This is a genomic window from Streptomyces sp. NBC_00083 (assembly GCF_026343295.1).
GTDB lineage: Bacteria > Actinomycetota > Actinomycetes > Streptomycetales > Streptomycetaceae > Streptomyces.
On sequence record NZ_JAPELY010000001.1, the window covers coordinates 2,729,539 to 2,752,564 of the forward strand.

Consider the following 23,026-nt stretch of genomic DNA (forward strand, 5'->3'; position numbering starts at 1 on the left):
GCGGACAGGGGTGCACAGGTGTTCACCCTCAGGGTAAACGCTTGTGCACCCCTTGATTCCCACCCGGGCGGAAGTTCCTGGGCCGTCCGGGACCGGCCCTCGCGGCGGCCTCCGGGACCGGCCCCCGGCGGATGCGCTCCGGGATCAGCCTCGGGCGGCGGGTTCCGGCAGCGGCACTCCGGGGCAGCCGGTGTCCTTCGCGGGCAGGGCGCCCGTCAGGAGGTACGCCTCCACCCGGTCGTCCACGCACGCGTTGCCGTGCTGGAACTGGCCGTGGTCGCCGTCGTCCACCGTGATCAGGCGTGACCCGGCGATCGCCCCGTGCACGCGCAGCGCGCCTTCGTAGTACGTCGCCGGGTCGTGCGTCGCGTTGAGCATCAGGACGGGCGGCAGCCCCTTGCCGGTCGGCTCGATGTGCGGCGCCTTGGACGTCGGCCAGCTCGCGCAGACGGCGGCGAACGTCAACTCCCGTGCCCCGGCGAGGGGGTGGACGCGAGTCGCCTCGGCGCTCGTGTCCACCCAGTACCGGCGGTCGCGCCTCCAGGTGCCGTCGCCGCACGTGACCGCGAAGAAGTCGGCGAAGTAGCCCGCGCTCATGACGGGGGACAACTGCTCGGCGGCGTCCTTCCGCGCCTGCTCCGATGCGCTCTCGGGATGCTGGAGCAGACCCATCAGCGACGCGAACTCCGGGAACCGGTCGTGCGCGCTGTAGAGCGCGTTCGTGGCCGCTGCGTCCAGATGGTTGGGCGTGACGAGGGTGCCTTCGAGGTCGAGGGGGTGGTCGTGCAGCGCGGCCCGCAGCCGCTCGTAGGAGGCCTCGGCCTCGGCGGGCATGCGGCCCTGGTGGTACGTCGCGTCGTTCTTGGCGAGCCACGGCAGGAAGTCCTGCTCGTACCGGCGCTGGAAGCTCGCCGGCTGCCCCGTCATGTACGCCTGCCAGCCGTGCGTGAGGTCCACGGTGCTGTCCAGGACGACCCGCTCGACGCGGCGCGGGAACTCGGTCGCGTAGTACGCCCCGAGGACGGTGGCGTAGGACGGCCCGTAGTAGGAGATCCGGTCGACGCCGAGCAGCGCGCGGTACAGGTCCATGTCGTGCACGGCCTGGTCGCTGGTGATGTACGGCAGCAGCCCGCCCGAGGCGCGCTCGCACTGCGCCACGAAGGCGCGGGCCCGGTCGAAGGTCGCCCCGATCGCCCGGGGAGAGCGGTCCCTGAGATCGCCGGAGGAGAAGAACGCGTCGACCGTGTCCTGGTCCGAGCAGACCACGTTGGTGCTCGCCCCGACCCCGCGCTGGTCGAAGCTGACGACGTCGTACGCGGCGGCGAGCTTCGGGCTCAGACCGGTCAGGTTGGCCGGCCGTTTGAGCCCGGACGAGCCGGGACCGCCCGCCGCCATCATCAGGACGCCGCGCCGCTCGCCGGGGCCGGTCGCCCGATGGCGCGACACCTTGATTGCGAGGTCCGGCCCGGCGCCGGGGTGGTACCAGTCCCGGGGCACGGCCATGGTCGCGCATTCCAGCGTGCCGGAGAAGCATGGCTGCCAGTCGAGGTGCTGGAGGCGGTAGCGGTCGGGTACGGGCGGGGTCGCGCTCTCCGCGGCGGCCTGTGCCGCGCCGGCCGGCAGGGCGGCCGCGGCGAGCAGCGCGCACACGGCGGCCGCGGCCCAGCGGGCCGGCTTCTGGAACAACTGCATGTGTTCTTCTCCCCGTTGGGATCGCTCCCCTTGCGGTGAATCGGTCGAGTCGATCGTCCACCGCCCGGGGCCCCGTCTCGATCCCGCCACCACCCCGAAACGGGGTGGCACGCATGCCACCCCGGTGGTGGTGCGGATGCCCGCCGCCCGCCCTACGGGGCGAGCGTGTTCCAGAACATCGACTCGTAGCTCTGGAGCAGCCGCCCGTAGTGCGCCCCGCTGCCCACGCCCTCGCCGTGGGCGTCGTCCGAGCCCGCCGCGACGGCCGCCACCGCCTGCTGTTCGAGCTCCGGGGCCGGTCCGGCGAAGAGGTCGAAGAAGCCGCACGCCTCGTCGGTGAAGCCGTACCGCGAGCGCAGCGCGGCCGCGAGCCGGGCGCAGTAGCCGCCCCAGGCAGCGAAGTTGGCGGTCAGGGCGAGCGCCACACTCGACGGGTCGCCGTTCAGGGCCAGCCACGCCACATACGCGGGGTAGGCCTGGCAGCCCGCGCGTGGCAGGTACTGCCCGATGTCCTGCGCGGTGAGCCCGCAGGCACTCTCGTACGCCCCGAGCTGTTCGAGGGCGAGGCTCTCGCCCTCCGCGAGCGAACCGAAGAACGCCGCGCACGGCGTGCCCCGGCCCGAGCGTTCGGCGAGGTGGAGGAAGGCGCGGCGGTCGGCGGCGATGATGTGGCGCTGCTCCAGCGCGAGCCCCGCGAGCGCCGAGCGCGGCGCCCGGCCGGCCTCGACGAGGGGCACGAGCCGGTTGTCGTCGGGGGAGGGGGCGAGCGCGGTGGACGCCGCCGCGATGATGTCCTTGGCGGTACGCGTCTGACGAGTCATGCGGGACCCTCTCAGCGGAGCTGCCGGTACGGTCACGACCAGCGTCTCACGCGGGGCCGCCACCGCACGGGCAGGCGGGCCGCGACCGCCCGCGGCCCGCTGCGCGGGGCTCAGGCGGCGACCGGGGCGCGGCTCCTGCGGCGGCGGTCCCGGGTTCTGTCGCGCTGCGGCCACAGCAGCACGTACGCCGTCGACACGACCACGAACGCCAGCCGGATCAGCCCGCGCGCCGCGTCGTCCGCCACCACGAACACGCTCCCGTACAGGGTCAGCAGGGCGAGCCAGCTCCACCACGGCACCAGCCGGCGCTGCCCGATCACATCCCACAGCAGCGTGCCGAGCAGGACCGACGCCGTGTAGTACGTGTACACGCTGGGGTCGAGCACGATGCGCGCGTTGGCGCCGAGCAGCACCACCGCCGCCCACCGCCCGCGCCACACCGCCACGGCCCCGAGCAGCAGCCCCAGCAGCGCCTGCGCCGGGCGGTCCCAGCCGGGCGTCTCGGCATCGGCGACACCGAGCCAGCGCAGCGCGGACGCCGGCTGGTTGGGTATCGCGAAACCCGCGGCCGACATCGAATGGGGATTGCTGAGGAAGAACGGCGCCCAGGCCACGGCGAGCACGGCCGCGCACCACAGGCCGGCCCGCAGCCACTGGTGCCGCGGCAGCGCGAAGAGCAGCGCCGCGAACGTCACCGCCGTCGGCTTGGAGTCCATGGCGAGCGCCAGCCACACGCCGGTGCCGATCGCGCCGCCGCGGGTCACCGAGCGGACCGCGAGCGCGGTGAAGAACAGGGCGAGCACGTCGTCGAGGTGCCCGAACCGCACCGACACCTCGATCCACATCGGGATGAAGGCGAGACCGGCGATGAGCACGCGTTGGCGCAGACGCTGGTGGTTGGTGCCGGTGCCCAGGAAGTACCAGGCCGCGCTGCGTCCCGCGATGACCACGATCACCAGACCGAGCACCGACATCAGGAGCGCCGCGAGGAACTGCCCGGTCCGCTCCGGGAAGGGGTTGAACAGGCCGGCCGTCAGGAAGCTGACCGGTCCCATCTGGAGCTCGGGGTGGTGGGCGTACAGATTGAGACCGCCGGTGCCGTCGCCCGACGGGCCCTGGTAGATGAGTTCCCCGCCGGCCCGCAGATAGTGCCAGGAGAAGCCGCCGTTGGGCTCGACCAACGCGAACCAGAGCGCGGTCCATGCGGAGAGCAGGATCAGATGCATCCTCTGACTGATGGCCGGCACGTGTGTTCAGCTCCTGTTTCCCTGCCCGATGCGGATGGCGTTCCGTGGAGCGCGCGGGGGCCCCGGGGAAAGATGTCATGCGGGGCCGGTCCGTTCTCCCGGCGGGTCCACATGTGCTGCGCGCCACATCGCGCGGTCCCCGGCGCCGACGCCCCCTGGCCATTACCTCTCACTCAGAGATAAAATGGCCGCATGGCTGCCGAAGAGGCACAACCGCTCGACGACTCGTTCGCGGACGTACTCGCGGGCGTGCAGCGGCTCATCAGGCGCCGGCTGCGCGGCGGCCTCGGCGCGCCCCGGCTGCGCGGCGCCCAGGTCGAGTTGCTGCGCCTTGTCGCCGCCCGGCCGGGCATCGGGGTGTCGGCCGCCGCCAAGGAGCTGCACCTGGCGGGCAATTCGGTCTCCACGCTCGTCAACCAGCTGGTGCGGGACGGCTACATGAGGCGCGAGACCGACCCCGGCGACCGGCGCTCGGCGCGGCTGCACGCGACACCCGCCGCCCTGGAGCGGCTGCGCGACTGGCAGCGCCGCCGCGCCGCGCTGGTACGGGACCAGGTGGCGCGCCTGGACGCCGCCGACCGGGCCGCCCTGGCCGCCGCGCTCCCCGCGCTGCGCCGGCTCGCCGACAACCTGCACGAGGAAGCGGAGGGGTCATGAGCGACGACGACGCGGACCGCCGCCCGGCCCGGGACGGAACGGCACCCGACCGGGACGGGGCGGCGGCGGCCGGGGGCGCCACGGCACCCGACCTGGACCGGGCGGCAGCCGCCGCGGGCGGCGCCACACCGGACCAGGCCGCGGCATCGGACCGGGGCGCCGTATCGGACCGCGGCGCCCCGCCGGACCGCGGCGGCGCGGCGGCGGGACCCGGCCGTGCCTCGGCGGTCCGGGGTGACACGGCGGCCGGCCGCGAGGCCGTGCGCTGCGACGGGCTCGCCTACGCCTTCGGCGGGACGAAGGCGGTCGACGGGCTGGACCTCGCCGTCGCCGCCGGCGAGGTCTTCGGACTCCTCGGCCCCAACGGCGCGGGAAAGACCACCGCCATCCGCTGCATCACCACCCTGCTGCCCGTGCCCGTCGGCCGCGTCCGCGTCTTCGGCCACGACGCCGCGAAGGAGCCGATGGCGGTGCGCCGGCTGCTCGGCTACGTACCCCAGCAGCTGTCGGCCGACGCGGGCCTGACCGGACGGGAGAACGTGACCCTCTTCGCCCGGGTCTTCGACGTGCCGCGCAAGGAACGCGCCCGCCGCGTCGAACAGGCCCTGTACGCCGTCGACCTCACCGACGCCGCCGACCGCATGGCCAAGACCTACTCGGGCGGCATGATCCGCCGTCTCGAACTCGCCCAGGCCCTGGTCAGCGCGCCCCGGCTGCTGATGCTCGACGAACCGACGATCGGCCTCGACCCCATCGCCCGCACCAGCGTGTGGGAGCACATCAACGCGGTGCGCCGGGCCACCGGCATGACCGTGCTCGTGACCACCCACCACATGGACGAGGCCGACCAGTACTGCGACCGCCTCGCACTGATGCACCGCGGGCGGATACGGGCCCTCGGCACGCCCGACGGCCTCAAGTCCGAGCTGCACGAACGCCTCGGCAACGGCCCCGACGACCCGCCGCCCACCCTGGAGGACGTCTTCCGCGACGTCGCCGGCAGCGGCCTCGACAGCCAGGGAGGTGACTTCCGCGATGTCCGCAGCACCCGCCGCACCGCAGCCCGCCTCGGCTGACCCCGGCTCAGCCGCCCTCGACGCCGACGGGAGGCTGGATCTGCTCCTGACCCCGCCGCGCCCCCGCACCGGCTGGCGCCTGCTGCCCGCCCGCGTCGCCGCCCTGTGCGCGGTCGAGCTGCAGAAGCTGCGGCACGACCGCGCCGAGCTGTACACCCGCGCCGTCCAGCCGGCCCTGTGGCTGCTGATCTTCGGCGAGACCTTCACCCGCATCAAGGCGATCCCCACCGAGGGCATCCCCTACATCGACTACCTGGCGCCCGGCATCATCGCCCAGTCCGCCATGTTCATCGCCATCTTCTACGGCATCATGATCATCTGGGAGCGTGACTCGGGCATCCTCACCAAGCTCCTCGTCACCCCCACCCCGCGCTCCGCGCTCATCACCGGCAAGGCCTTCGCGGCCGGGGTCAAGGCGCTGATCCAGGCCGTCGTGGTCATCGTGATCGCCGCGCTGCTCGGCGTGGCCCTGACCTGGAACCCGCTGCGGCTCCTCGGCGTCGCCGTCGCCGTGATCCTCGGCTCCGCGTTCTTCTCGTGCCTGTCCATGACGATCGCCGGGATCGTGCTGACCCGGGACCGTCTGATGGGCATCGGGCAGGCCATCACCATGCCGCTGTTCTTCGGCTCCAGCGCCCTCTACCCGGTGTCGATCATGCCGGGCTGGCTCCAGGCCGTCAGCAGGGCCAACCCGCTGAGCTACCAGGTAGACGCCCTGCGCGGACTGCTGCTCGGCACCCACGCCCATCTCGCCCTCGACTACGGGGTGCTGGCCGTCGCGGCCGCGCTCGGCATCCTCGCGGCCTCCTCGCTCCTGGGCCGGCTGGCCCGCTGAGCCCTGCCATCATGATCCCCATGACCGAGCCGAGCGGGGACGACGGATACCTCCTGGACAACCGGCGCACCGAAGCCGGCGAGCGCTTCGACGCGCTCGCCGAACTCTTCGACGCCTCGACGTTCCGCCACTTCGACGCCCTCGGCCTGCGCCCGGGGCACCACGTCTGGGAGGTGGGCGCCGGCGGTGCCTCCGTGCCGCGCGGCCTCGCCGCACGGGTCGGCCCCCGGGGGCGGGTGCTCGCCACCGACCTCGACACCGGATGGCTGGCCGGAGCCGGGCTCCCGGCGCAGGTCGAGACGGACCGTCACGACGTGGGCCGGGACGAGGCGCCCGCCGGCCGCTTCGACTTCGTCCACGCCCGCCTGGTCCTGGTCCACGTCACCGACCGGGCCCGCGCCCTGCGCACCATGGCCGAGGCCCTGCGACCCGGGGGCGTCCTGCTGATCGAGGACGCCGACCCCGCGCTCCAGCCGCTGCTCTGCCTCGACGAGTACGGCCCCGAGCAGGAGCGCGCCAACCGTCTGCGCCGGGGCTTTCGCGCACTCCTCGCCGAACGCGGCGCCGACCTCTGCTACGGCCGCAAACTCCCGCGCCTGCTGCGGGAGTCGGGCCTGGAGGGGGTCGAGGCGGACGCCTACTTCCCCGTCGCCTCGCCCGCCGCGGCCGTCCTCGAAGCCGCGACCGTGCGCCAGGTGCGGGACCGGCTCGTCGCACGCGGACTGGCCGACGACGAGGAGATCGAGCTCCATCTGGCGAGCGTCGCCGCCGGCCGCCTCGACCTGGCGACCTCGCCGATGATCTCGGCCTGGGGCCGGCGCCCCGCCCGCCCCCACGGGGCCTAGGCGGCCGGGTCGTAGGTGTAGTAGCGGGTGTGGTCGAGCAGGTCTGCCGGGGTCACGTCGTTCCAGGGCCGCATGGTGTCGTGCAGGTCCACCACGTCGCGGGTGCCCGCCGCCGGCAGGTAGGGCGAGCCCGGGTGAAGGGCCTGCCACCGCGCCCAGAGCCGGTCCACGAAGGCGTGGTGCAGCCAGAACACCGGGTCGTTGGGCGAGGCGCCCGTCGCCATGTTGCCGCCGACCCAGACGTGGACGCGGTTGTGCAGATTGACCCCGCGCCATCCCTCCAGATGGTTGCGGAAGCCGTCCGACGCGCTGTTCCAGGGCGCCATGTCGTACGTCGTCATGGCGAGGACGCCGTCGACCTCGGCCCGGGTCGGCAACTGCGCGACGGAGGCGCCGAGGGCCCTGCGCAGATAAGTCCGTCCGTCCACCCGGGCGTTGAGGGGCCAGCCGCCCGCGCCGTGCGCGAAGGGCCCGTCCATCACCTGGCCGTCCCGGGCGCGCCCGGTGCCGCCGAGGAAGTCGGCCGCCCACAGCGAGGCGCGGGGCGTGCGGTCCACCGTCCAGTCCCAGTACGGCACGGTGACCGCGGGGTCGACCGATTGCAGGGCCTGCTCGAACTCGATGAGGAATCTGCGGTGCCAGGGCAGGAACGACGGCGAGCGGTGGCCGACCCGGTCACCGGAGTCGGTGTCGCTCATGATGAAGGAGTTGTGGGTGCGGACGAAGGCGTCGTACCTCCCGTCGCGCTTGAGCTGAAGCAGCGCGTCGACGAGACGGCGCTTCTCGGCGGCGGTGAGGTCCGCCTGGTTCTTGCGAACGGCCATGAGGATGCTCCTGGTTGAGCCGGCGTACGGAAGCGGAGGTGGCGTCGGTGCGGATCAGGTGAGCGGCACGAGGTCGGCGCCCTGGAGCTCCAGCACGGCGGCGCGGGCGAGCGCGAGGGGCGTGGGGGAGGGCTCGTAGTGGTTCACGACGCTGATCCAGGTGCCGTCGGCGTTCCGCATCACGTGCAGCTCGTCGCCGTCGACGCGTACGGTGTAGCCGCCGCCGTGGTGCGCGTGGTGCCCGGCGCCGGGCAGGCCCTGTATCCGGCGCCCCTGGAACACCTCGTCGAAGGCGGCGGGCGCGTCGTGCGGCGCGTCGTTCGTGGTACGGCTGGGCGACGCGGTGGTGTGCGCGGCGGCGGTGGCGGCGTGCGCGGTGCCCGCGAGGCCGATCCCGGCGAGCGCGCCGGCGGTGACGCCGATGACCTGGCGGCGGGTGGGCGGAGCGAACGGTCGTGGCATGGCAAACCCCTTGTGCGTGGAGCCAGTTGGCGAGCCGACCGGCACCGGGCCCGGCGCCGGTCGGCCCGCCCCCATGCCTACCGGCCGGGGCGCCCGAGGGAGAAGAGGGGCCCGAGGGGTTGGTTGCTATACGGACATGTCCAGATTCGTAGTGCAGTGTTCAACGGCGGGGATCTTGTCGACTCCGTGTCATCAGCGGGCACCGGGTGAAACTTTCCCCTGGAATATGCCAAATCCGTGAAACTCTTCCGGTCCCGGCCTGCGCCGGGGACCGTCCCCCACCCCGCGAAGCTGACCGGATCCGTCCGCCGCGCTCCGGCCAGTGGCGTGAAGATGCCCGCGCTCACCGGCCCGTGGGGGCACCGGTGGGCGCGGGCGTCGGTCCGGCGTCGGTTCAGCCGCGCGGCAGGGCCATCGACTGGATCTGGGGGAGGGCCGTCCAGTCGTTGGAGGCGACGCTGGCATGGGCGGCGGCGAGCCGGGCCACGCGGGCCTGGGCGTCCGCCGGTGACGGGTTCTTGTCGTCGAGCGCCGGTGCCACGTTCTGCGCGTCGGTCATGACGACGAAGTAGTGGTGGGCGTCGTACCAGGCGGTGTCGATGCTGCCGTTGAGATAGGTCGCCGCGTCACCGTCGAAGACGACGAACCACGGTCGGATCGAGGTGTCCGCGTAGCGTGAACGGGGGTCGCCCGCCTGGGCGTTGTGCACGGCGGGGAAGACCTGCGCCTGCGAGACACGGCCCGAGGCCGCCAGGTCGCGCAGGTAGCGCGCGTACTCGACGTCCGTCCACAGCCGGTCGAGGGGGTTGCCCTCCTCGACGGTGCCCGGGATCACCTCCAGCATGACCTTGCCCGCGAGCTGCTGCCGGCTCGGCCAGTTGCCCGCGGCCGACGCCTCGTCGAGGGTGGCGTACTGGCCGCCGCCCGGCTTGGCGAGCAGATCCGCGGGCCGGAAGACGGCCGAGCCGAGGTGGGCGCTGATCGTCTGGTCGAGCTGGGCCGGACCGAGCCCGTAGGTGGACTGGAACCCCGCCTTCATCTCCAGCTTGATGACGAGCGGCGGGTGCCCGGGGTGGGCGCCCAGCCAGACCCGCACGTCGTCGAGGCAGCTCTCCAGGTCCTTGTTGGCGCCGCCCGAATAGAGCTGGCCGGGGGTCGAGGCATTGACGCAGTTGTTGCTGTTGCCCAGGGGGTTGGAGTGGCTGACCTTCCACTCCTTGGTGACGAAGTCGTCCCACACATCGAGTTCGATCATCGAGGTGCCGGTGTCCAGGGCCTGCGCCAGATAGGGGAAGGCGGCCGGGTCGTAGGTGTTGTGCAGGCCGGAGACGGTGGCCCCGGACAGCGGCAGGCTCTCGGGCCCGGCCGCCTGTGCGGTGCCGCCGGCGCCGGCCGCGGCGAGGGCGAGGCAGGCGCCGAACGCGCCGAACAGGGCTGCCCGCAGCCGGGGCGTGAAGCGGCTGGGCCGGGGATCCGACACGGTTCCTCCAAGTGGGGGGTGACATTCCATCGGGACGGTGCCATCGCCGAGTGACGCGGCGAAGACATGTCAAGTAACACGAGGAGGAATGCAGTTGTCACCCCCTGCGGTCACTTCCGTGCCGCAGGGCCGATCCGCGGGCGGCGCCCGGAGCCGGGGTCAGAAGGCGAAGACGGCTTCCGAACCGGCGTCCTTCATGCAGGAGTTGCCGTAGGTCTGGACGTGGCTGACGTGCTTGCCGTCCCAGACGCCGTCGGCGCGCACGGTGACCGGGTTCCACAGCTTCGTACACAGACGCGGGGCGCCGGGGGCGACGAGGGCGGTGAAGTCGCCCTGAGCGCGCCGGAGTTCGGCGCAGGCCGCGGCGGGCGCGGGGTGGGTTCCGGAGGGCTTGGGGGCGCAGCTCAGGGTCACCGCGCGCTGGACGGCGCTCTGCTGGTCGCCGGTGCCCGGCTCGATCGTGAGCACGAGGGCGGACGGCGGGTACAGGCTCATCGGCTGCATGGTGCCGGCCGGAGCCGCGGCCGCGGAGCCGAGGCCGGTGCCGGCCAGTCCATTGGCCAGCAGAGCGACGGCGACGGCACTGACTGCTGCGATCTTCCGCATTTCGAACACTCCTGGGGGTCGGTTTCCGAAGAACGAACAGGAGTCTGTCCCCCCGCGGTGAGCTCCGCGCAACGCAACGGAAACATCCGGTCACGGGAAGTCACCCGCCGGGGCCGCGTTCCCGCAGGGCGCCGCGCGGGCGCCCAGGTCGCCGCGTCGGCCAAGGTCGGCCAAAAGAAAGGTGTGTAAACGGGGGTTGCGTCGATTTCAAGGCAGTCGAAGCATCAATTCTGCGATTCTTAGGCCTAATTGAGGGGTAGTCAGAATTCGTTCGAGCGCGGTCCCTTCCGGAACGCGGCGGCGCCGGCCGCCACGAGGCCACGGTCCGTACGCGCCGGGCTCACTGCGGGCGGCGTCCCGCGCGAGCGCGCTCGGCACGGCGGCGTACCAGGATCAGAACCGTCATGACGGCGGCCAGAGCCGCGGCCGCGGACCCGGCGACCGTCCAGGACGACTCGTCCTCGCGCGGCGCCTCGGCGGGCTCGACCGCCGCCACCCGCGCGGCGCGCACCTGGGCGTGCTGGGCCGACCTGGTGGGCCGCACGGGCTCCAGGGAGCCGACCGCGTCCACGTGGTCCCAGGCCCCGAACCCCCAGTCCAGGAGGGCGCGCGCCTCCTCGTAGACCTCGAACCCGCCGCCCGACTGCGGGTTCATGACGGTCACCAGCAGGGTGCGCTCCCCCTGCTTCGCCGCCGCGATCAGGGTGTTGCCGGCGTTGCTGGTGTAGCCGTTCTTGACGCCGACGATCCCCGGATAGCGGGCGACCCCGTCGGCCCCGGAGAGCAGGCGGTTGGTGTTCATGATTCCGTACGAGCCGCCCCCGCCGGGGAACTGGGCCGACGAGGTCGAGCAGTACTCGGCGAAGTCCGGGCGGGCGAGCCCCGCACGGCCGAAGACCGCGAGGTCGAACGCGGAGGAGACCTGGCCGGGGGTGTCGTAGCCGTCGGGCGAGACGACCTCGGTGTCCAGGGCGCCGAGCTTCCGGGCCTCGGCCTGCATCTGGGCCGCGGTCTGCTCCCAGCCGCCGTTGAGCGACGCCAGGACGTGCACGGCGTCGTTGCCTGAGCTGAGGAACACCCCGCGCCACAGGTCGGAGACCTGATACGTGTGCCCGGCCTCCACGCCCACCAGGCTGCTTCCGGCGCCGATGCCGGCCAGATCCTCCTCGGAGACGGTGTGCCGGTCCTCGGCGCGCAGATGGGGGAGCGCGGTGACCGCGAACAGCGTCTTGAGCGTGCTGGCCGGCGGCAGCTTGCGGTGGGCGTCGCGGGCGGCGAGCACCTTGCCGGTGCGGGCGTCGGCGACCACGAACGAGAGGGCCGACACCTCGCCCGGAAGTGCGGGGGCGCCCGGCCGCAGACGGACCTGCTGGCCCGCCCCCGGCCCCGGCTGGGGCACGGAGGCGGAGCTGTCGGGGGTCGGGGCGAGGCAGCACAGACCGATGGCGGCAGTGGCGGTGAGCACCGCCATGGAACGGAATCCGGACCTGATGACCATTCAGTCACCGTAGGAACAGAACGGGCATCGCGCAGGTCGGCTTGTGCCGTCCGGCCTACAGGAAGGCATCCTGCGGCGGCGAGTCCCGGGCCCGGCGGTGCGGCCGGCGGGGTGGGGGAGGGGGCGTGACGGGCCGCCCCGGGACCGGATCCCTTGGTTCAAGGAATCGCAATGGTCTAGTCCAAGTCGTTGACGTGTTCCGGCCACCGGCCAATTCTGGGAGCCCCTCCCACCCCCAGGAGACCTCGACATGAAGCCACTTCGTGCTCTCCTCTGCGGCGCCGCGAGCGCCGCACTGGCCGCGGCCGGCCTCACCTCGTTCGTCGCCGGCCAGGCCTCCGGCGCGACCGCGGACGCCGCCGGTCTCGGCAGCCGCTGGTACGCCGCCGCGCCGTATCTGATGCCCCTCGACAACGACCCGCCCAACGCCCCCGCCATCATGGACGCCACCGGGCTCAAGGCCTTCCAGCTCGCCTTCGTCCTCGCCCCCGACGGCGGCGGATGCAGCCCCACGTGGGGCGGCACGGCACCCGTGTCGTCCGACACCGCGGTCGCCGGCGTCATCTCCTCGATCCGCGCCAAGGGCGGAGACGTCTCGGTCTCCGTGGGCGGCTACGGCGGCACCAAGCTCGGCCAGAACTGCGCGGACGCGAACGCCACCGCGGCCGCCTACCAGCAGGTCATCACCAAGTACGGACTCAAGGCGATCGACTTCGACCTCGAAGAGCCGGAGTACGAGAACACGGCCGCCATCTCCCACGAGATCGGCGCCGCCAAGATCCTCCAGCAGAACAACCCGGGCCTGTACGTCTCGGTGACCACCGCCGGGACCGCCGACGGCACCGGATGGTTCGGCAAGCAGATGCTGAGCGAGGCCAAGTCGCAGGGCTTCGTGCCGGACAACTTCTCGATCATGCCGTTCGACGGCGGGTTCAGCGGCGCCGCCGCACAGACCGGTGCGCTGACCAACTTCAACTCCGTCCTCCAGTCGACGTTCGGCTGGAGCGCCGCGACCGCCTACGCCCACGAGGGCTTCTCCGGGATGAACGGGCGCAGCGACTCCGGCGAGTTCTTCTCGCAGGCCGACTTCCAGACGGTGCTCGACTACGCGACGAGCCACAACATGGCCCGCTTCACCTTCTGGTCCCTCAACCGGGACCGGCAGTGCACCCCGCCCGACAACAACGGCAGGACGTCCGGAACGTGCAGCAGCGTTCCGCAGGCCGCCTGGGACTTCGCCAAGTACTCGGTGAAGTTCGCCGGCGCGACCCCTCCCGACTCCCCGCCCCCGTCCTCCCCGCCGCCCTCCTCGCCCGGCGGCGGCGGCACCTGCGCGGCGGCGGCCTGGACCTCCGGCGCGGTCTACACCCAGGGCAACGAGGTCTCCCACAACGGCCACACCTGGAAGGCCAAGTGGTGGACGCAGAACGAGGAGCCCGGCACCACGGGGGAGTGGGGGGTCTGGCAGGACGAGGGCGCCTGCTGATTCCCCGCCGCACGGCTCCGGCCCGCGCACCGCGCCGGCCGGAGCCCCGCCGGGTTCCGAAGATTTCTCCACGACATCGGCAACCCCCGTCGCCGCCGCACGTCGTCAGGGGTGAAGGCGCGAATTCCGCGCCCTCACCGCCGACCGTGGAGAAGCACAACGTGACCGTCCCTCAGCACACTTCCGCCACCACCGCGCCCCGCACCCCGCGCCGTCTCGCCGCCGCGGCGGCCACGGGCCTGCTCCTGGCCCTCGCCGTCCCCGCGCTCGCCGGCACCGCGTACGCCGACCAGCCGGCCGGTTCCGCCCCGGCCGCCGTGGCCAAGGCCCGCACCACCGTCTCCTCGCCGGTCAAGCGGGCGGGCGAGAGCAGGCCCACGGCCGCGCAGCCCACGGCCGAGCCGGCGGTCACCGAGCCCCGGGCCGTGCCGGCGACCCAGCCCCCCACCGCGGCGGCCGAGCCGAGCGTGGCACCCAGCGCGCCCGCGGCGGCCCCCGCTCCGGGCGAACCGAGCGCGGCACCCAGTGCCCCGGCCGCGGCCCCCGCCCCCGCCGACCAGAAGGAGCTCGCCCATACTGGGGCCTCGTCCACGGCCACCACGGTGATGGGTGTCGGAGCCGGCGCGCTGATCCTCGCGGGCGTCGGCGCCGTCTACGCCGTCCGGCGGCGCCACCAGAGCTGACGCACGAGAACCGAGGCACGCCACGGCCCCGTCCCGCCACGAGCGGGGCGGGGCGCTGCCCGCGCACCCGAGGAACTGATGGAGTACACCGCCGCCCCGCACCCGGCCGCCCTCTTCCCGCGCCTGCGCGCGCCCCGGTGGCCCGGCCTGCTGCGCCGCGGCCGTACCGCCCGGGGCGGGGCGCGCGCGGAGCCGTTCACGCCGGGAGCGGCGAGATCCGGCCTGGGCGCGTCCGGCACGGTCCGCGATCCCGGTACCGCGCCGCCGACGGTGAGCGAGCTCTACCACGCCCACCGGCTCAAAATGGTGCACTTGGCCGTCATGCTGGTCGACGACCGGGCCAGCGCCGAGGACGTCGTGCAGGACGCCTTCACCGCGCTCTACCGGCGCCACGGCGAGCGCATCGAGGAGATCGACAACGCCCTCGCCTATCTGCGCACCGCCGTCGTCAACGCCTCGCGCTCCGTGCTGCGCCGGCGCCGCACCGCACGCGGCTACACCCCGCCCCACGTCCCCGACGCCCCGTCCGCCGAAGAACGCGTGGTCCTCGACGAGGAACACCGCGAAGTGCTCGCCGCACTCGGGCAGTTGACGGCACGCCGGCGCGAAGTGCTGGTCCTGCGGTACTGGAGCGACCTCACGGAGGCGGAGATCGCGACGACCCTCGGCATCAGCCGGGGCTCGGTGAAGTCCCTCGCGAGCCGTGCCCTCGACTCGCTGGAGAAGATCCTGGAGGCACGGGCATGAGCGGCCCATGGAGCGAGCCCGAAACCCCCGGGCGGCCCGTCGAGCGGCGGCTGCGCGCGGCGCTCGCCGCCCGCGCGGACACCATCACCGTCACCGACCTGCGGCCCGCCGAACCGCCGGGCCCCGCGCAGCGCCGTGCCCCGCTGGCGCGGCTGCGGCTGCGCCGGTTCGCCCTGCCGCTGGCCGGGCTCGCCACGGCCGCCGCCGTGGCCATCGGCTACGTCGCCGTCACCTCGGGCCCCGTCGAGCGGCATCCGCTGCCCGCGAACTCGCCCGGCCCGGTCAAGCCCCCGCCGACGGCCGCGCCGTCCGGGACGCCCGGCCCGGCGCCCTCGCCGGTGCCCAGCGATCCGCCCTCGGTGACGCCCTGGCCGCGCCCCGGCGGGACGCCGCCCGCCGCGCCCTCGAAGGCCCCGGCGACGCCACGGATGTCGCAGCCCTCGCGCGGCGCCGTGCCTCAGCGGTCCGCTTCGCCGCCGCGGCCCACGGCGCGCTGACGGGTCCGACGGCGCCACACCACCGCGGGCGCCGCGCCCACCAGTGCGAGCGCGCCCGGCGCGAGGCCGGCCGCCGTGGTGTCGATGCCCGCCTGGTCGAAGGTGGCGGGCACCGGCAGCGTCGCCCAGCGGGTGACGGGCCACGCGATCACGAAGGCGCGGCCCACGGCCTCGTCGACCGGGACGAGCCCGTGGTTCTTGTCGGCCTGGTGGTAGCGGGAGTCCTCCGAGTCCTGCCGGTGGTCGCCCATCACCCACATCCTGCCCCTGGGCACGGTCACCTTGAACTGGCCGCCGTCCTGGTCGTTGGTGCACGGCGTGTTGCCGGGATAGACGTACGGCTCGACGAGCGCCTTCCCGTTGACCGTCAAAGGACCGGTGCCCTTGCACTCCACGGTGTCACCCGCCACCCCGATGACCCGTTTGATCAGGTCGTGTTCATTGGCCGACGGGAGCAGGCCGATGAACGACAGGGCCTTCTGCACGACGTTGGGGTGCGCCGTCGGCTCGCCGCCGAGCCAGTCGTCGGGGTCGTGGAAGACGACGACCTCGCCGCGCCCCGGCTCGGAGCCGAACCAGGGCGTCAGCTTGTCGACGAGGACGCGGTCGCCGGGCTGCAGCGTGTTCTGCATCGACTCGGACGGGATGGAGAACGCCTGCAACAGGAACGTCTTGATGAGCAGCGCGAGGACCAGCGCGACGCCGACGAGGATCGGCAGTTCCCTCCAGAAGGAGCGGGGGTGCCTGCCGCGCCCGGCGCCGTCCGGACCGTCCGGCTCCGCGCCGTCGGTCCCCGTGGTCCCGCCCGCGCCGACCGCTGAATTCCCCACGCCTGCTCCTTCGTTCCGTCTGCGGTCCGGCACCGGACGTCTGGATCCGCGCTCTGCCCGACGAACGGTAGTTCCCGCCCGCCCCGTTCCCCGGGGGCTTCGGGGGGTGTTCGGCCGCATTCCTGCATCCGAAGGACCCGGGGCGTTCCGGCGAAGGGCCCGGTGCCGCTCAGGAGGCGGGGACGGGACCCTGCATGTGCTGGCTGATCCACTGGATCAGGCCGCCGGCGGCCATGTTCGGCACATACGTCTTGGCGTTGTGGCCACCGCCCTGTATGACGCTGAGCTTCGTCTTGACCGGGCCCTTGGTGTACTTGGCGATGAACTGCTCGATCTTCGGCTTGGCCTCGGCGTCGGAGCCCACGGTGCCCACCTGGAAGGCGAGATAGACGTCCGGGCCCTTCGCGGCGATCAGCTTCTGCGCGAGGACGTTCGGGTTGTTCTCCGCCTTCTCCTTGTCGTGCCCGGCCCACAGCCGTGAATCGGGGACGATGTCGGGTCCCGAGGCGATGACGGCCTTGAACTGGCCGGGCTTCTGCAGCACGCTCTTGAGCCCCGCGAAGCCCCCGGTGGACGACCCCATGAACGCCCAGCCGTCACGGGACTTGACGGTACGGAAGTTGGCCTTGATGAGGTCGGGCACGTCCTCCGTCAGCCAGGTGCCCATCTTCGGCTGGCCGGGGATGTCGCTGGCGTCCCAGTACAGGCCGCCCGTGTCCGGATGGGGATTGAGGACCGGCATCGCCAGGATGAACGGGAGGCTCTTGCCCTCCTTGGACCACGTGGAGATGCTCGACTCCAGCTTGAGGTCGGTGCCCATCCAGTAGTTGGTCGGGTAGCCGGCGCCGCCGGGCAGCGCCACCATCACGGGAAAGCCGCTCTTGGCGTACTTCGGGTCCTTGTACTCCGGCGGGACCCACACCCACACCTTGCCCTTGAAGCCCGACTTCTTGCCCGCGAGGGTCGTCACCGCGATCTTCGTGTCGTTCTCGGGCACCGTGCCGGCCACCGTGAACTTGGCCTCGGGGCCGGTCGGCATGAGGACCTGGGAATCGGGCTTGCCCGCGTCGCCGCCGCCCGGCTTGTCGCCCCCGCCCCCGCCCGATCCGAAACTGATCGCGTCGCCCTTGTCGGAGAAGACGTCGAAGTAGTTCAGGACGGGCCACGCGATCAGACCGAGCGCGGTGACGGCGACGACGCCGAGTATCCAGCGTTTGGCGCGGTTGGCCCGGCGGTGGCCCCGGGACTGGTAGGCCCCGTTGCGGGGGTGGGTCATTGCGATAGCTCCGGGTGGTTCTGGTGGCCCGAGGGCAGGGGTGTTCGTTCCACCTGGGCTGATGGTCGGGAGCGGCCCTCGGGTTCCGGATTTGTCTTACAAATCTTGTGAAAGTGCTCGATCCGTCGAGGACGCCCCGGTGCCCGCGGCCCTCAGGCGCGGACGCACCGCACCCCTACCGTCACATCGAGATGCCGCCCCGCCATGCCCCGGGACGCCGTCACCCCGAACGCCGTCCGGTCGACCCGCACGGTGGCGCGGGCCGTGAACCAGCCCGCGCCGCAGGCCGATTCCCCGATGGACAGGGTCACCGGCCGGGCGCTCCCGCACACCGTGAGGACGCCCGCCACCGTGGTGGCCTCGACGCGGTCCGCGGTGAAGGTGATCAGCGGATGACGTCCGGCGTCCAGGAAGCGTGCCGAGCGCACGGCCCGGTCCCGCTGCCGGCTGCCGGTGGTGAAGCTCGCCGCGTCGATCTCGGCGCGCACCCGGGAAGCGCCCAGCGGCTCGGCGACGTCGACGCTTCCCGAGCGGAGCGCGAAGGTGCCGCGCACCGGCAGGAGCCCGAAGACGTGCCGGGTCGTGAACGCGACGGTGGAGGCGGCCGGGTCGATCGCGTAGTGGCCGAGGGCGGGCGCCGCCGGGGCGGGGGTTGCCTGGTTGGTGTCCATGGATCCGATTGCACCGCGGGACACCTGCCGCGCGGCAGAGCGGTCGGGAGGGACGCCGGGCGACGAAAGGCGGGCGATCCCGGGTCCCGTACGACTTTCGTAGGGTGTGCCGGGCCGGATGGCGGCTGTTCCGGCGGGGCCGCCCGAGCGTGACCTACCGTGAACGGCATGAGTGACGGACCCTGGCACCGTCGGCATCCCCACGTCGTGGACGCGGCGATCGCCCTCTGCTTCACGCTCGCCGACACCGCGGCCACGCTGACCGGCGCGACCTGGTGGCCCGAGCGGCCCGGCACCCTCGCCTGGGCGCTGCTCGGCCTCCAGGTGGTGGCCTGTCTCACGCTGGTGGCCCGGCGCAGGGCGCCCCTGACGGTGGTCGCCGTGCTCGGCGCGTTCACCCTCGCCGTGACCCTGCTGATCTCGCCCGTGCACGCCCTGACACCCGCCCACGCGGGCAACGTCTGGGCCCCGTTCTCGACGGCGCTCGCCGCGTACGGACCGGTCTTCTACGGCAGGACCGCCCGCGACCGGCGCCTGATGTTCCTCGTCATCGGCCTGTTCACGCTCGTCGTCGCCAGGCCCTGGGAGCCGTCCTTCACCGTCATCTCCATCGGCCTGCTGCGCACGGCGGCCGGCCCGCTGCTCGCGCTCTACTTCGATGCGCGCAGGCGCCTGGTGTGCGCCCTGACCGAACGCGCCGAACGGGCCGAACGCGAGCGCCATCTGCTCGCCGAGCAGGCGTGCGCCGAGGAACGCGCCCGCCTCGCCGGCGAGATGCACGACGTGGTGACGCACCGCGTGAGCCTGATGGTGCTCCAGGCCGGCGCGCTGCGCGTGACCGCGCCCGACGAGGCGACCCGGCGGGCGGCGGAGGAGCTCCGGGCGGCCGGCTGCCAGGCCCTGGAGGAGCTGCGGGACCTCGTCGGCATCCTGCGCACCGAGCCCGAGGAGGACCGCGCCCCCGTGCCCGGTGGACTGGCCGCACTCGTCGCCGAGTCGACGGCGGCGGGCATCCCGGCCGAGCTGATCGAGCGCGGCGACCGCGCGCTCGCCTCCCCGGTGGTCGGCCGCACCACGTACCGCATCGTGCGCGAGGCGCTGACCAATGTGCACAAGCACGCCGCGGGCGCCCGCGTCACCGTACGCGTGGAGTACGAGGAGAGCCGGGTCCGCGTCGCCGTACGCAACACCCGGCCGAGCGGGAGCCCCGACGCGGAGCTGGCACGCACCGGTTCGGGCCTCGGCATCACGGGCCTTCGCCGTCGCGTCGAACTCGTTCATGGCAGCCTGCTGGCGGGACCCGAACCCGACGGCGGGTTCTGCGTGGCGGCCGACCTGCCCGCCTATGTACCGACAGCGGAATCGGTGGTGTGAGACCGGTGGTGCGCGTGGTGGTGGTGGACGACGAGGCGATGGTGTGCGGGTTCCTGCGCACGATCCTCGGCTCGGCCGACGACATCGAGGTGGTCGCCGAGGCGCACGACGGCGCGGCGGGCGTGGCCGCGGTCCGCGAGCAGCGGCCCGATGTCGTCCTCATGGACCTGCGCATGCCGGGCATGGACGGCATCACCGCCATCGAGCGGCTGGCCAGGGGCGGGGACATGCCGCCGGTGGTGGTGCTGACGACGTTCGACGCCGACCAGTACGTCCTGCGCGCGCTGCGCGCCGGCGCCTCCGGGTTCCTGGTGAAGTCCACGCCGCCGGAGGACCTCATCGGCCTGGTGCGGGTGGCCGCCGAGGGGCACACCGTGCTGTCGCCCGCCGCGGCCCGCCGGCTCGTCGCGGCCTCGACCGACGCCCTGTCGGCCCGCGACCGCGCCCGCGAACGCGTCGCCCGCCTGACCGAGCGGGAGGCGGAGGTCCTCGCGGGCCTGGGGGAGGGGCTCTCCAACGCGCGGATCGCGGCCCGGCTCCACCTGTCGGAGGCGACCGTCAAGGGATACGTGTCGCGCATGCTCGACAAACTGGAATGCGCCAATCGCACGCAGGCCGGAGTGCTCGCCCACGACGCGGGCATCGTAGCCCCGTAGCAAGTTCTCCCCAACTACCTTCACCACGGCGTGAGTTGAGCCGTCCGGCCCAGGGGCCCGCGCAGGCGTGCGCGCGGCGCCGCGCGCCGGCGGCGGACCGACCGGGCCCGGACACGCCGTGGCAATGCGGGGCCCGGCGCCGGGCGCGGCGGATGCTTGATCCTGCCCGCTCGATGGGAGCCGTCGACAAGAGCGAGCAGCTGTACCGCACCGGCGGGTGCCCTCCGGCAGGCTCGTGCCGGCGGGATCGGCACCTTCCCCGCCCTCCTACGCATGGCGCTCGGGCCCCCATCGGCCGGGCCAGGAAGGAATCTGCCGTGCCGTCACTCTCCCCCCGCCGGACAAGAGCCGCCGCCCTGCTGGCCGCGCTGCTCGCCGTCCCGCTGACCGCGACCGGGGCCTTCGCCTCGGCCGCCGCCCCCCACGCACCGTCCACGGCGCCCCGGAGCGCGCCGCGGGCCGCGGCCCCGCCCATGGGGTGGAACAACTGGGCCCACTACATGTGCGACATCAGCGAACAGACCGTCGTGCGCAACGCCGACGCGCTGGTCTCCTCGGGCCTCGCCGCCAAGGGCTACTCCACCGTCACCGTGGACGACTGCTGGATGGCCAGGAGCCGCGACGGCGCGGGCGGCCTCGTCGCCGACCCGGTGCGGTTCCCGCACGGCATGGCCTGGCTCGGCTCCTATCTGCACGGGCGCGGCCTGAAGTTCGGCATCTACGAGGACGCGGGCTCGGCCACCTGCGAGGGATACCCCGGCAGCGGGCGCCCCCAGGGCGGCGGCGAGGACCACTTCGCGCAGGACACCGCCACGTTCGCCTCCTGGGGCGTGGACTACCTCAAGCTCGACGGCTGCAACATGTACGTCGCCTCCGGCCAGACCAAGGAAGAGGCCTACCGGGAGGCGTACGACCGCGAGGCCGAGGCCATCGCGGCCTCCGGCCGTGACATCGTCTTCTCCGAGTCGGCGCCCGCCTACTTCCAGCCGAACACCGAATGGGGCAGCTCCGACTGGTTCTCCGTGCTCTCGTGGGTCGGCAAGGACGGTGAGCTCTGGCGCGAGGGCACCGACATCGTCGTCTACAACCCGCAGAAGCCGACCGCGAGCCGCTGGGCGAGCGTCCTGCACAACTACGGCTACAACCGCTGGCTCGGCCGCTACGCCGGGCCGGGCAACTGGAACGACCCCGACTTCCTGCTCGCCGGTGACCCCGGTCTGACCGCCGACGAAGCGCGCAGCCAGGTGGCGCTCTGGTCGATGATGGCCGCCCCGCTGATCCTCTCCTCCGACGTGTCGGCCCTCGCCCCGGCCGGCCTCGCCGCCCTCGGCAACGCCGGTCTCGTCGCCGTCGACCAGGACCGCCTCGGACGCCAGGCCGCGGTGGTCGCCACCGACGGCACCACCGACGTGCTTGCCCGCCCGCTGGCCGGCGGCGACCGGGCGGTGGCCGTGCTCAACCGCTCCTCCACGGCCCGGACCGTGTCCACGAGCCTCGCCTCGGTCGGCCTGCCCGGCTGCCGGGTGAGCGCCAAGAACCTCTGGAGCGGCGCGAGTTCGAGCACCTCGTCGGCGCTCACCGCGACCGTCCCCGCCCACGGCACCGCGATCTGGCGGCTCACGCCGGGCCCCGGCTGCGCCCCGGCCGTGCCCACCGGGCAGCTCACCGGCAACGGCGCGAACTGCGCGGACGTGTCCGGCGGCGGCAGCGCCAACGGCACCCCGGTGGTCCTGTATCCGTGCACCGGCAACGCCAACCAGCGCTGGACCATGGCCGGCGACGCCACCGTACGGTCGCTCGGCAAGTGCCTGACCGCGAGCGGCGGAGCCGGCGGCGCGGCCGTCCTGTCCTCCTGCACGGGCGGCGACGCCCAGCGCTGGACGCCCGAAGCGGACGGCGCGCTGGTCAACGCCGCCTCGGGGCTCTGCCTCGATGTGTACGGGGGCGGCACGGCCGCCGGGACCAGGCTCGACACCTGGACCTGCGGCGCCCACCAGGCCAACCAGACCTGGGCGCTTCCCGTGTGAGGACGGCTCAGCCGGTCGGGGCGAGCCCCTGGCGCACGCTGATGGCATCGACGCGGAGCGTCACCGCGGCGGTGTCCTCGGCGCCGAGCGCCAGGAGCGTCGCCCGGTCCGCGGCCACGCTCACCTCGACCCGGAGGGCGACGAGGTACAGGTGCCCGGCGGTCTCCTCGTCCTGGAGCGCGAAGAGCAGGTTGTAGAAGTAGCGGGTGCCGTCGGCGGCGTCCCGGAAGGTGAGGTGGGGCGCTCCGTCCTGGTCGCCGAGGCCGATGAAGACCTCGGCGAGCGCGGCGTCCGTGCGCTCCCAGAACGCGGCGTTCCCGAAGGGCTCGACCAGGGCCTGGCGCACGGCCTGCTTCAGCGTGAGCACCATGACCTGGACGGGTGCGGTCTCCTGGAGACCGAAACCGGGAATGATCTTGACGAGGGTGCTGTCCGGCAGGGCGCGTGCCGCCGAGCGCACGGCCCCGAAGTCGAAGTCGCCGGCCGCCGGGGCGATCGCCTCCTGGAGCGCGGCCTCGGCGGCCCGCATCTGACCGATGGCGTCCTGGCCGACTTCGACGACCGTCTTGAACGCGGCCCTTGTGGTGGTGGCCCGGTCAACCATGGCTGCTCCCGAGGGGGTTGGAAGTGATCAAATGCCGACGCGCCAGTATGCCCAAGCGGCCGGCGAGCGGCAGAGCGGTCTCACATTCCGTACGCGAAGCACCCCGGGTGATCTCCCGCGATCGAGATGTGG

General features: G+C 73.3%; 23 protein-coding genes. 11 read left to right on the forward strand and 12 right to left on the reverse strand.

Features of this window, described 5'->3' with window-relative positions; genetic code table 11:
- Positions 1 to 144: 144 nt before the first annotated feature.
- The 3 genes from OOJ98_RS12080 to OOJ98_RS12090 form a co-directional block, all read right to left on the reverse strand.
- The gene (locus OOJ98_RS12080) at positions 145 to 1,692 is read right to left on the reverse strand and encodes an alpha/beta hydrolase (protein ID WP_267054641.1); all 1,548 of its coding nucleotides are present in this window, start codon (positions 1,690 to 1,692) and stop codon (positions 145 to 147) included.
- Positions 1,693 to 1,844: 152 nt separating this feature from the next.
- Positions 1,845 to 2,513 (reverse strand): transcriptional regulator, encoded by a 669-nt coding sequence (locus tag OOJ98_RS12085; protein ID WP_267054642.1) that lies wholly within the window; start codon positions 2,511 to 2,513, stop codon positions 1,845 to 1,847.
- Between the two features lie 110 nt (positions 2,514 to 2,623).
- Positions 2,624 to 3,739 (reverse strand): hypothetical protein, encoded by a 1,116-nt coding sequence (locus OOJ98_RS12090; RefSeq protein WP_267055613.1) that lies wholly within the window; start codon positions 3,737 to 3,739, stop codon positions 2,624 to 2,626.
- 213 nt (positions 3,740 to 3,952) lie between these two features.
- On the opposite strand from OOJ98_RS12090, the gene OOJ98_RS12095 reads away from it, so the two are divergent.
- The 4 genes from OOJ98_RS12095 to OOJ98_RS12110 all read left to right on the forward strand — a co-directional run bounded on the left by OOJ98_RS12095 (position 3,953) and on the right by OOJ98_RS12110 (position 7,173).
- Positions 3,953 to 4,417: a MarR family winged helix-turn-helix transcriptional regulator gene (locus tag OOJ98_RS12095; protein WP_267054643.1), complete on the forward strand. Its 465-nt coding sequence runs from the start codon at positions 3,953 to 3,955 to the stop codon at positions 4,415 to 4,417.
- Positions 4,418 to 4,677: 260 nt separating this feature from the next.
- Positions 4,678 to 5,493, forward strand: a complete 816-nt coding sequence (locus OOJ98_RS12100; protein ID WP_267055614.1) for an ATP-binding cassette domain-containing protein — start codon at positions 4,678 to 4,680, stop codon at positions 5,491 to 5,493.
- Positions 5,453 to 6,328, forward strand: coding sequence for an ABC transporter permease (locus tag OOJ98_RS12105; protein ID WP_267054644.1), 876 nt, complete (start codon positions 5,453 to 5,455; stop codon positions 6,326 to 6,328). The genes OOJ98_RS12100 and OOJ98_RS12105 overlap by 41 nt, the downstream gene beginning before the upstream one ends.
- 20 nt (positions 6,329 to 6,348) lie before the next feature.
- A complete protein-coding gene (locus tag OOJ98_RS12110) occupies positions 6,349 to 7,173 on the forward strand; it encodes a methyltransferase domain-containing protein (protein WP_267054645.1) in 825 nt (274 codons plus the stop codon).
- Here the strand turns inward: OOJ98_RS12110 and OOJ98_RS12115 are convergent.
- The 5 genes from OOJ98_RS12115 to OOJ98_RS12135 all read right to left on the reverse strand — a co-directional run bounded on the left by OOJ98_RS12115 (position 7,170) and on the right by OOJ98_RS12135 (position 12,043).
- Positions 7,170 to 7,997 (reverse strand): tyrosinase family protein, encoded by an 828-nt coding sequence (locus tag OOJ98_RS12115; RefSeq protein WP_267054646.1) that lies wholly within the window; start codon positions 7,995 to 7,997, stop codon positions 7,170 to 7,172. The genes OOJ98_RS12110 and OOJ98_RS12115 overlap by 4 nt on opposite strands.
- A 54-nt stretch (positions 7,998 to 8,051) precedes the next feature.
- Complete coding sequence (locus tag OOJ98_RS12120) at positions 8,052 to 8,459, reverse strand: tyrosinase cofactor (protein ID WP_267054647.1); 408 nt, start codon at positions 8,457 to 8,459, stop codon at positions 8,052 to 8,054.
- Between the two features lie 394 nt (positions 8,460 to 8,853).
- Positions 8,854 to 9,939, reverse strand: a complete 1,086-nt coding sequence (locus OOJ98_RS12125; RefSeq protein ID WP_267054648.1) for a phosphatidylinositol-specific phospholipase C domain-containing protein — start codon at positions 9,937 to 9,939, stop codon at positions 8,854 to 8,856.
- A gap of 159 nt (positions 9,940 to 10,098) precedes the next feature.
- Positions 10,099 to 10,545: a subtilase-type protease inhibitor gene (locus tag OOJ98_RS12130; RefSeq protein ID WP_267054649.1), complete on the reverse strand. Its 447-nt coding sequence runs from the start codon at positions 10,543 to 10,545 to the stop codon at positions 10,099 to 10,101.
- A 340-nt stretch (positions 10,546 to 10,885) separates the two neighbouring features.
- Positions 10,886 to 12,043, reverse strand: a complete 1,158-nt coding sequence (locus tag OOJ98_RS12135; RefSeq protein WP_267054650.1) for a D-alanyl-D-alanine carboxypeptidase family protein — start codon at positions 12,041 to 12,043, stop codon at positions 10,886 to 10,888.
- Between the two features lie 250 nt (positions 12,044 to 12,293).
- Between OOJ98_RS12135 and OOJ98_RS12140 the strand changes: the two genes are divergently transcribed.
- From OOJ98_RS12140 to OOJ98_RS12155, 4 genes are all read left to right on the forward strand, one after another.
- Positions 12,294 to 13,529, forward strand: a complete 1,236-nt coding sequence (locus OOJ98_RS12140) for a carbohydrate-binding protein (RefSeq protein WP_267054651.1) — start codon at positions 12,294 to 12,296, stop codon at positions 13,527 to 13,529.
- Positions 13,530 to 13,690: 161 nt separating this feature from the next.
- Positions 13,691 to 14,212 (forward strand): LPXTG cell wall anchor domain-containing protein, encoded by a 522-nt coding sequence (locus OOJ98_RS12145; RefSeq protein WP_267054652.1) that lies wholly within the window; start codon positions 13,691 to 13,693, stop codon positions 14,210 to 14,212.
- Positions 14,213 to 14,290: 78 nt separating this feature from the next.
- Complete coding sequence (locus OOJ98_RS12150) at positions 14,291 to 14,959, forward strand: RNA polymerase sigma factor (protein WP_267054653.1); 669 nt, start codon at positions 14,291 to 14,293, stop codon at positions 14,957 to 14,959.
- On the forward strand, positions 14,956 to 15,456 hold the full coding sequence (locus OOJ98_RS12155) for a hypothetical protein (RefSeq protein ID WP_267054654.1): 501 nt from the start codon (positions 14,956 to 14,958) through the stop codon (positions 15,454 to 15,456). Before OOJ98_RS12150 ends, OOJ98_RS12155 begins: the two co-directional genes overlap by 4 nt.
- On the opposite strand, the gene lepB is transcribed toward OOJ98_RS12155, so the two are convergent.
- From lepB to OOJ98_RS12170, 3 genes are all read right to left on the reverse strand, one after another.
- On the reverse strand, positions 15,417 to 16,286 hold the full coding sequence (gene lepB / locus OOJ98_RS12160; RefSeq protein WP_267054655.1) for a signal peptidase I: 870 nt from the start codon (positions 16,284 to 16,286) through the stop codon (positions 15,417 to 15,419). The two genes, OOJ98_RS12155 and lepB, sit on opposite strands and share 40 nt — an antisense overlap.
- Positions 16,287 to 16,455: 169 nt before the next feature.
- The gene (locus OOJ98_RS12165) at positions 16,456 to 17,562 is read right to left on the reverse strand and encodes an esterase family protein (protein ID WP_267054656.1); all 1,107 of its coding nucleotides are present in this window, start codon (positions 17,560 to 17,562) and stop codon (positions 16,456 to 16,458) included.
- Positions 17,563 to 17,714: 152 nt separating this feature from the next.
- Complete coding sequence (locus OOJ98_RS12170) at positions 17,715 to 18,233, reverse strand: YceI family protein (RefSeq protein ID WP_267054657.1); 519 nt, start codon at positions 18,231 to 18,233, stop codon at positions 17,715 to 17,717.
- Positions 18,234 to 18,401: 168 nt separating this feature from the next.
- Here OOJ98_RS12170 and OOJ98_RS12175 point away from each other — a divergent pair, with 168 nt between their 5' ends.
- The 3 genes from OOJ98_RS12175 (at position 18,402) to OOJ98_RS12185 (ending at position 22,290) form a co-directional block, all read left to right on the forward strand.
- Positions 18,402 to 19,607 (forward strand): sensor histidine kinase, encoded by a 1,206-nt coding sequence (locus tag OOJ98_RS12175; protein ID WP_267054658.1) that lies wholly within the window; start codon positions 18,402 to 18,404, stop codon positions 19,605 to 19,607.
- A gap of 5 nt (positions 19,608 to 19,612) precedes the next feature.
- On the forward strand, positions 19,613 to 20,263 hold the full coding sequence (locus OOJ98_RS12180) for a response regulator transcription factor (protein ID WP_267055615.1): 651 nt from the start codon (positions 19,613 to 19,615) through the stop codon (positions 20,261 to 20,263).
- Between the two features lie 317 nt (positions 20,264 to 20,580).
- The gene (locus tag OOJ98_RS12185) at positions 20,581 to 22,290 is read left to right on the forward strand and encodes a ricin-type beta-trefoil lectin domain protein (protein ID WP_267054659.1); all 1,710 of its coding nucleotides are present in this window, start codon (positions 20,581 to 20,583) and stop codon (positions 22,288 to 22,290) included.
- A gap of 7 nt (positions 22,291 to 22,297) precedes the next feature.
- Here OOJ98_RS12185 and OOJ98_RS12190 read toward each other — a convergent pair whose 3' ends face one another.
- Positions 22,298 to 22,894 (reverse strand): Type-2Aa cytolytic delta-endotoxin, encoded by a 597-nt coding sequence (locus tag OOJ98_RS12190; RefSeq protein ID WP_267054660.1) that lies wholly within the window; start codon positions 22,892 to 22,894, stop codon positions 22,298 to 22,300.
- Between the last annotated feature and the right edge of the window lie 132 nt (positions 22,895 to 23,026).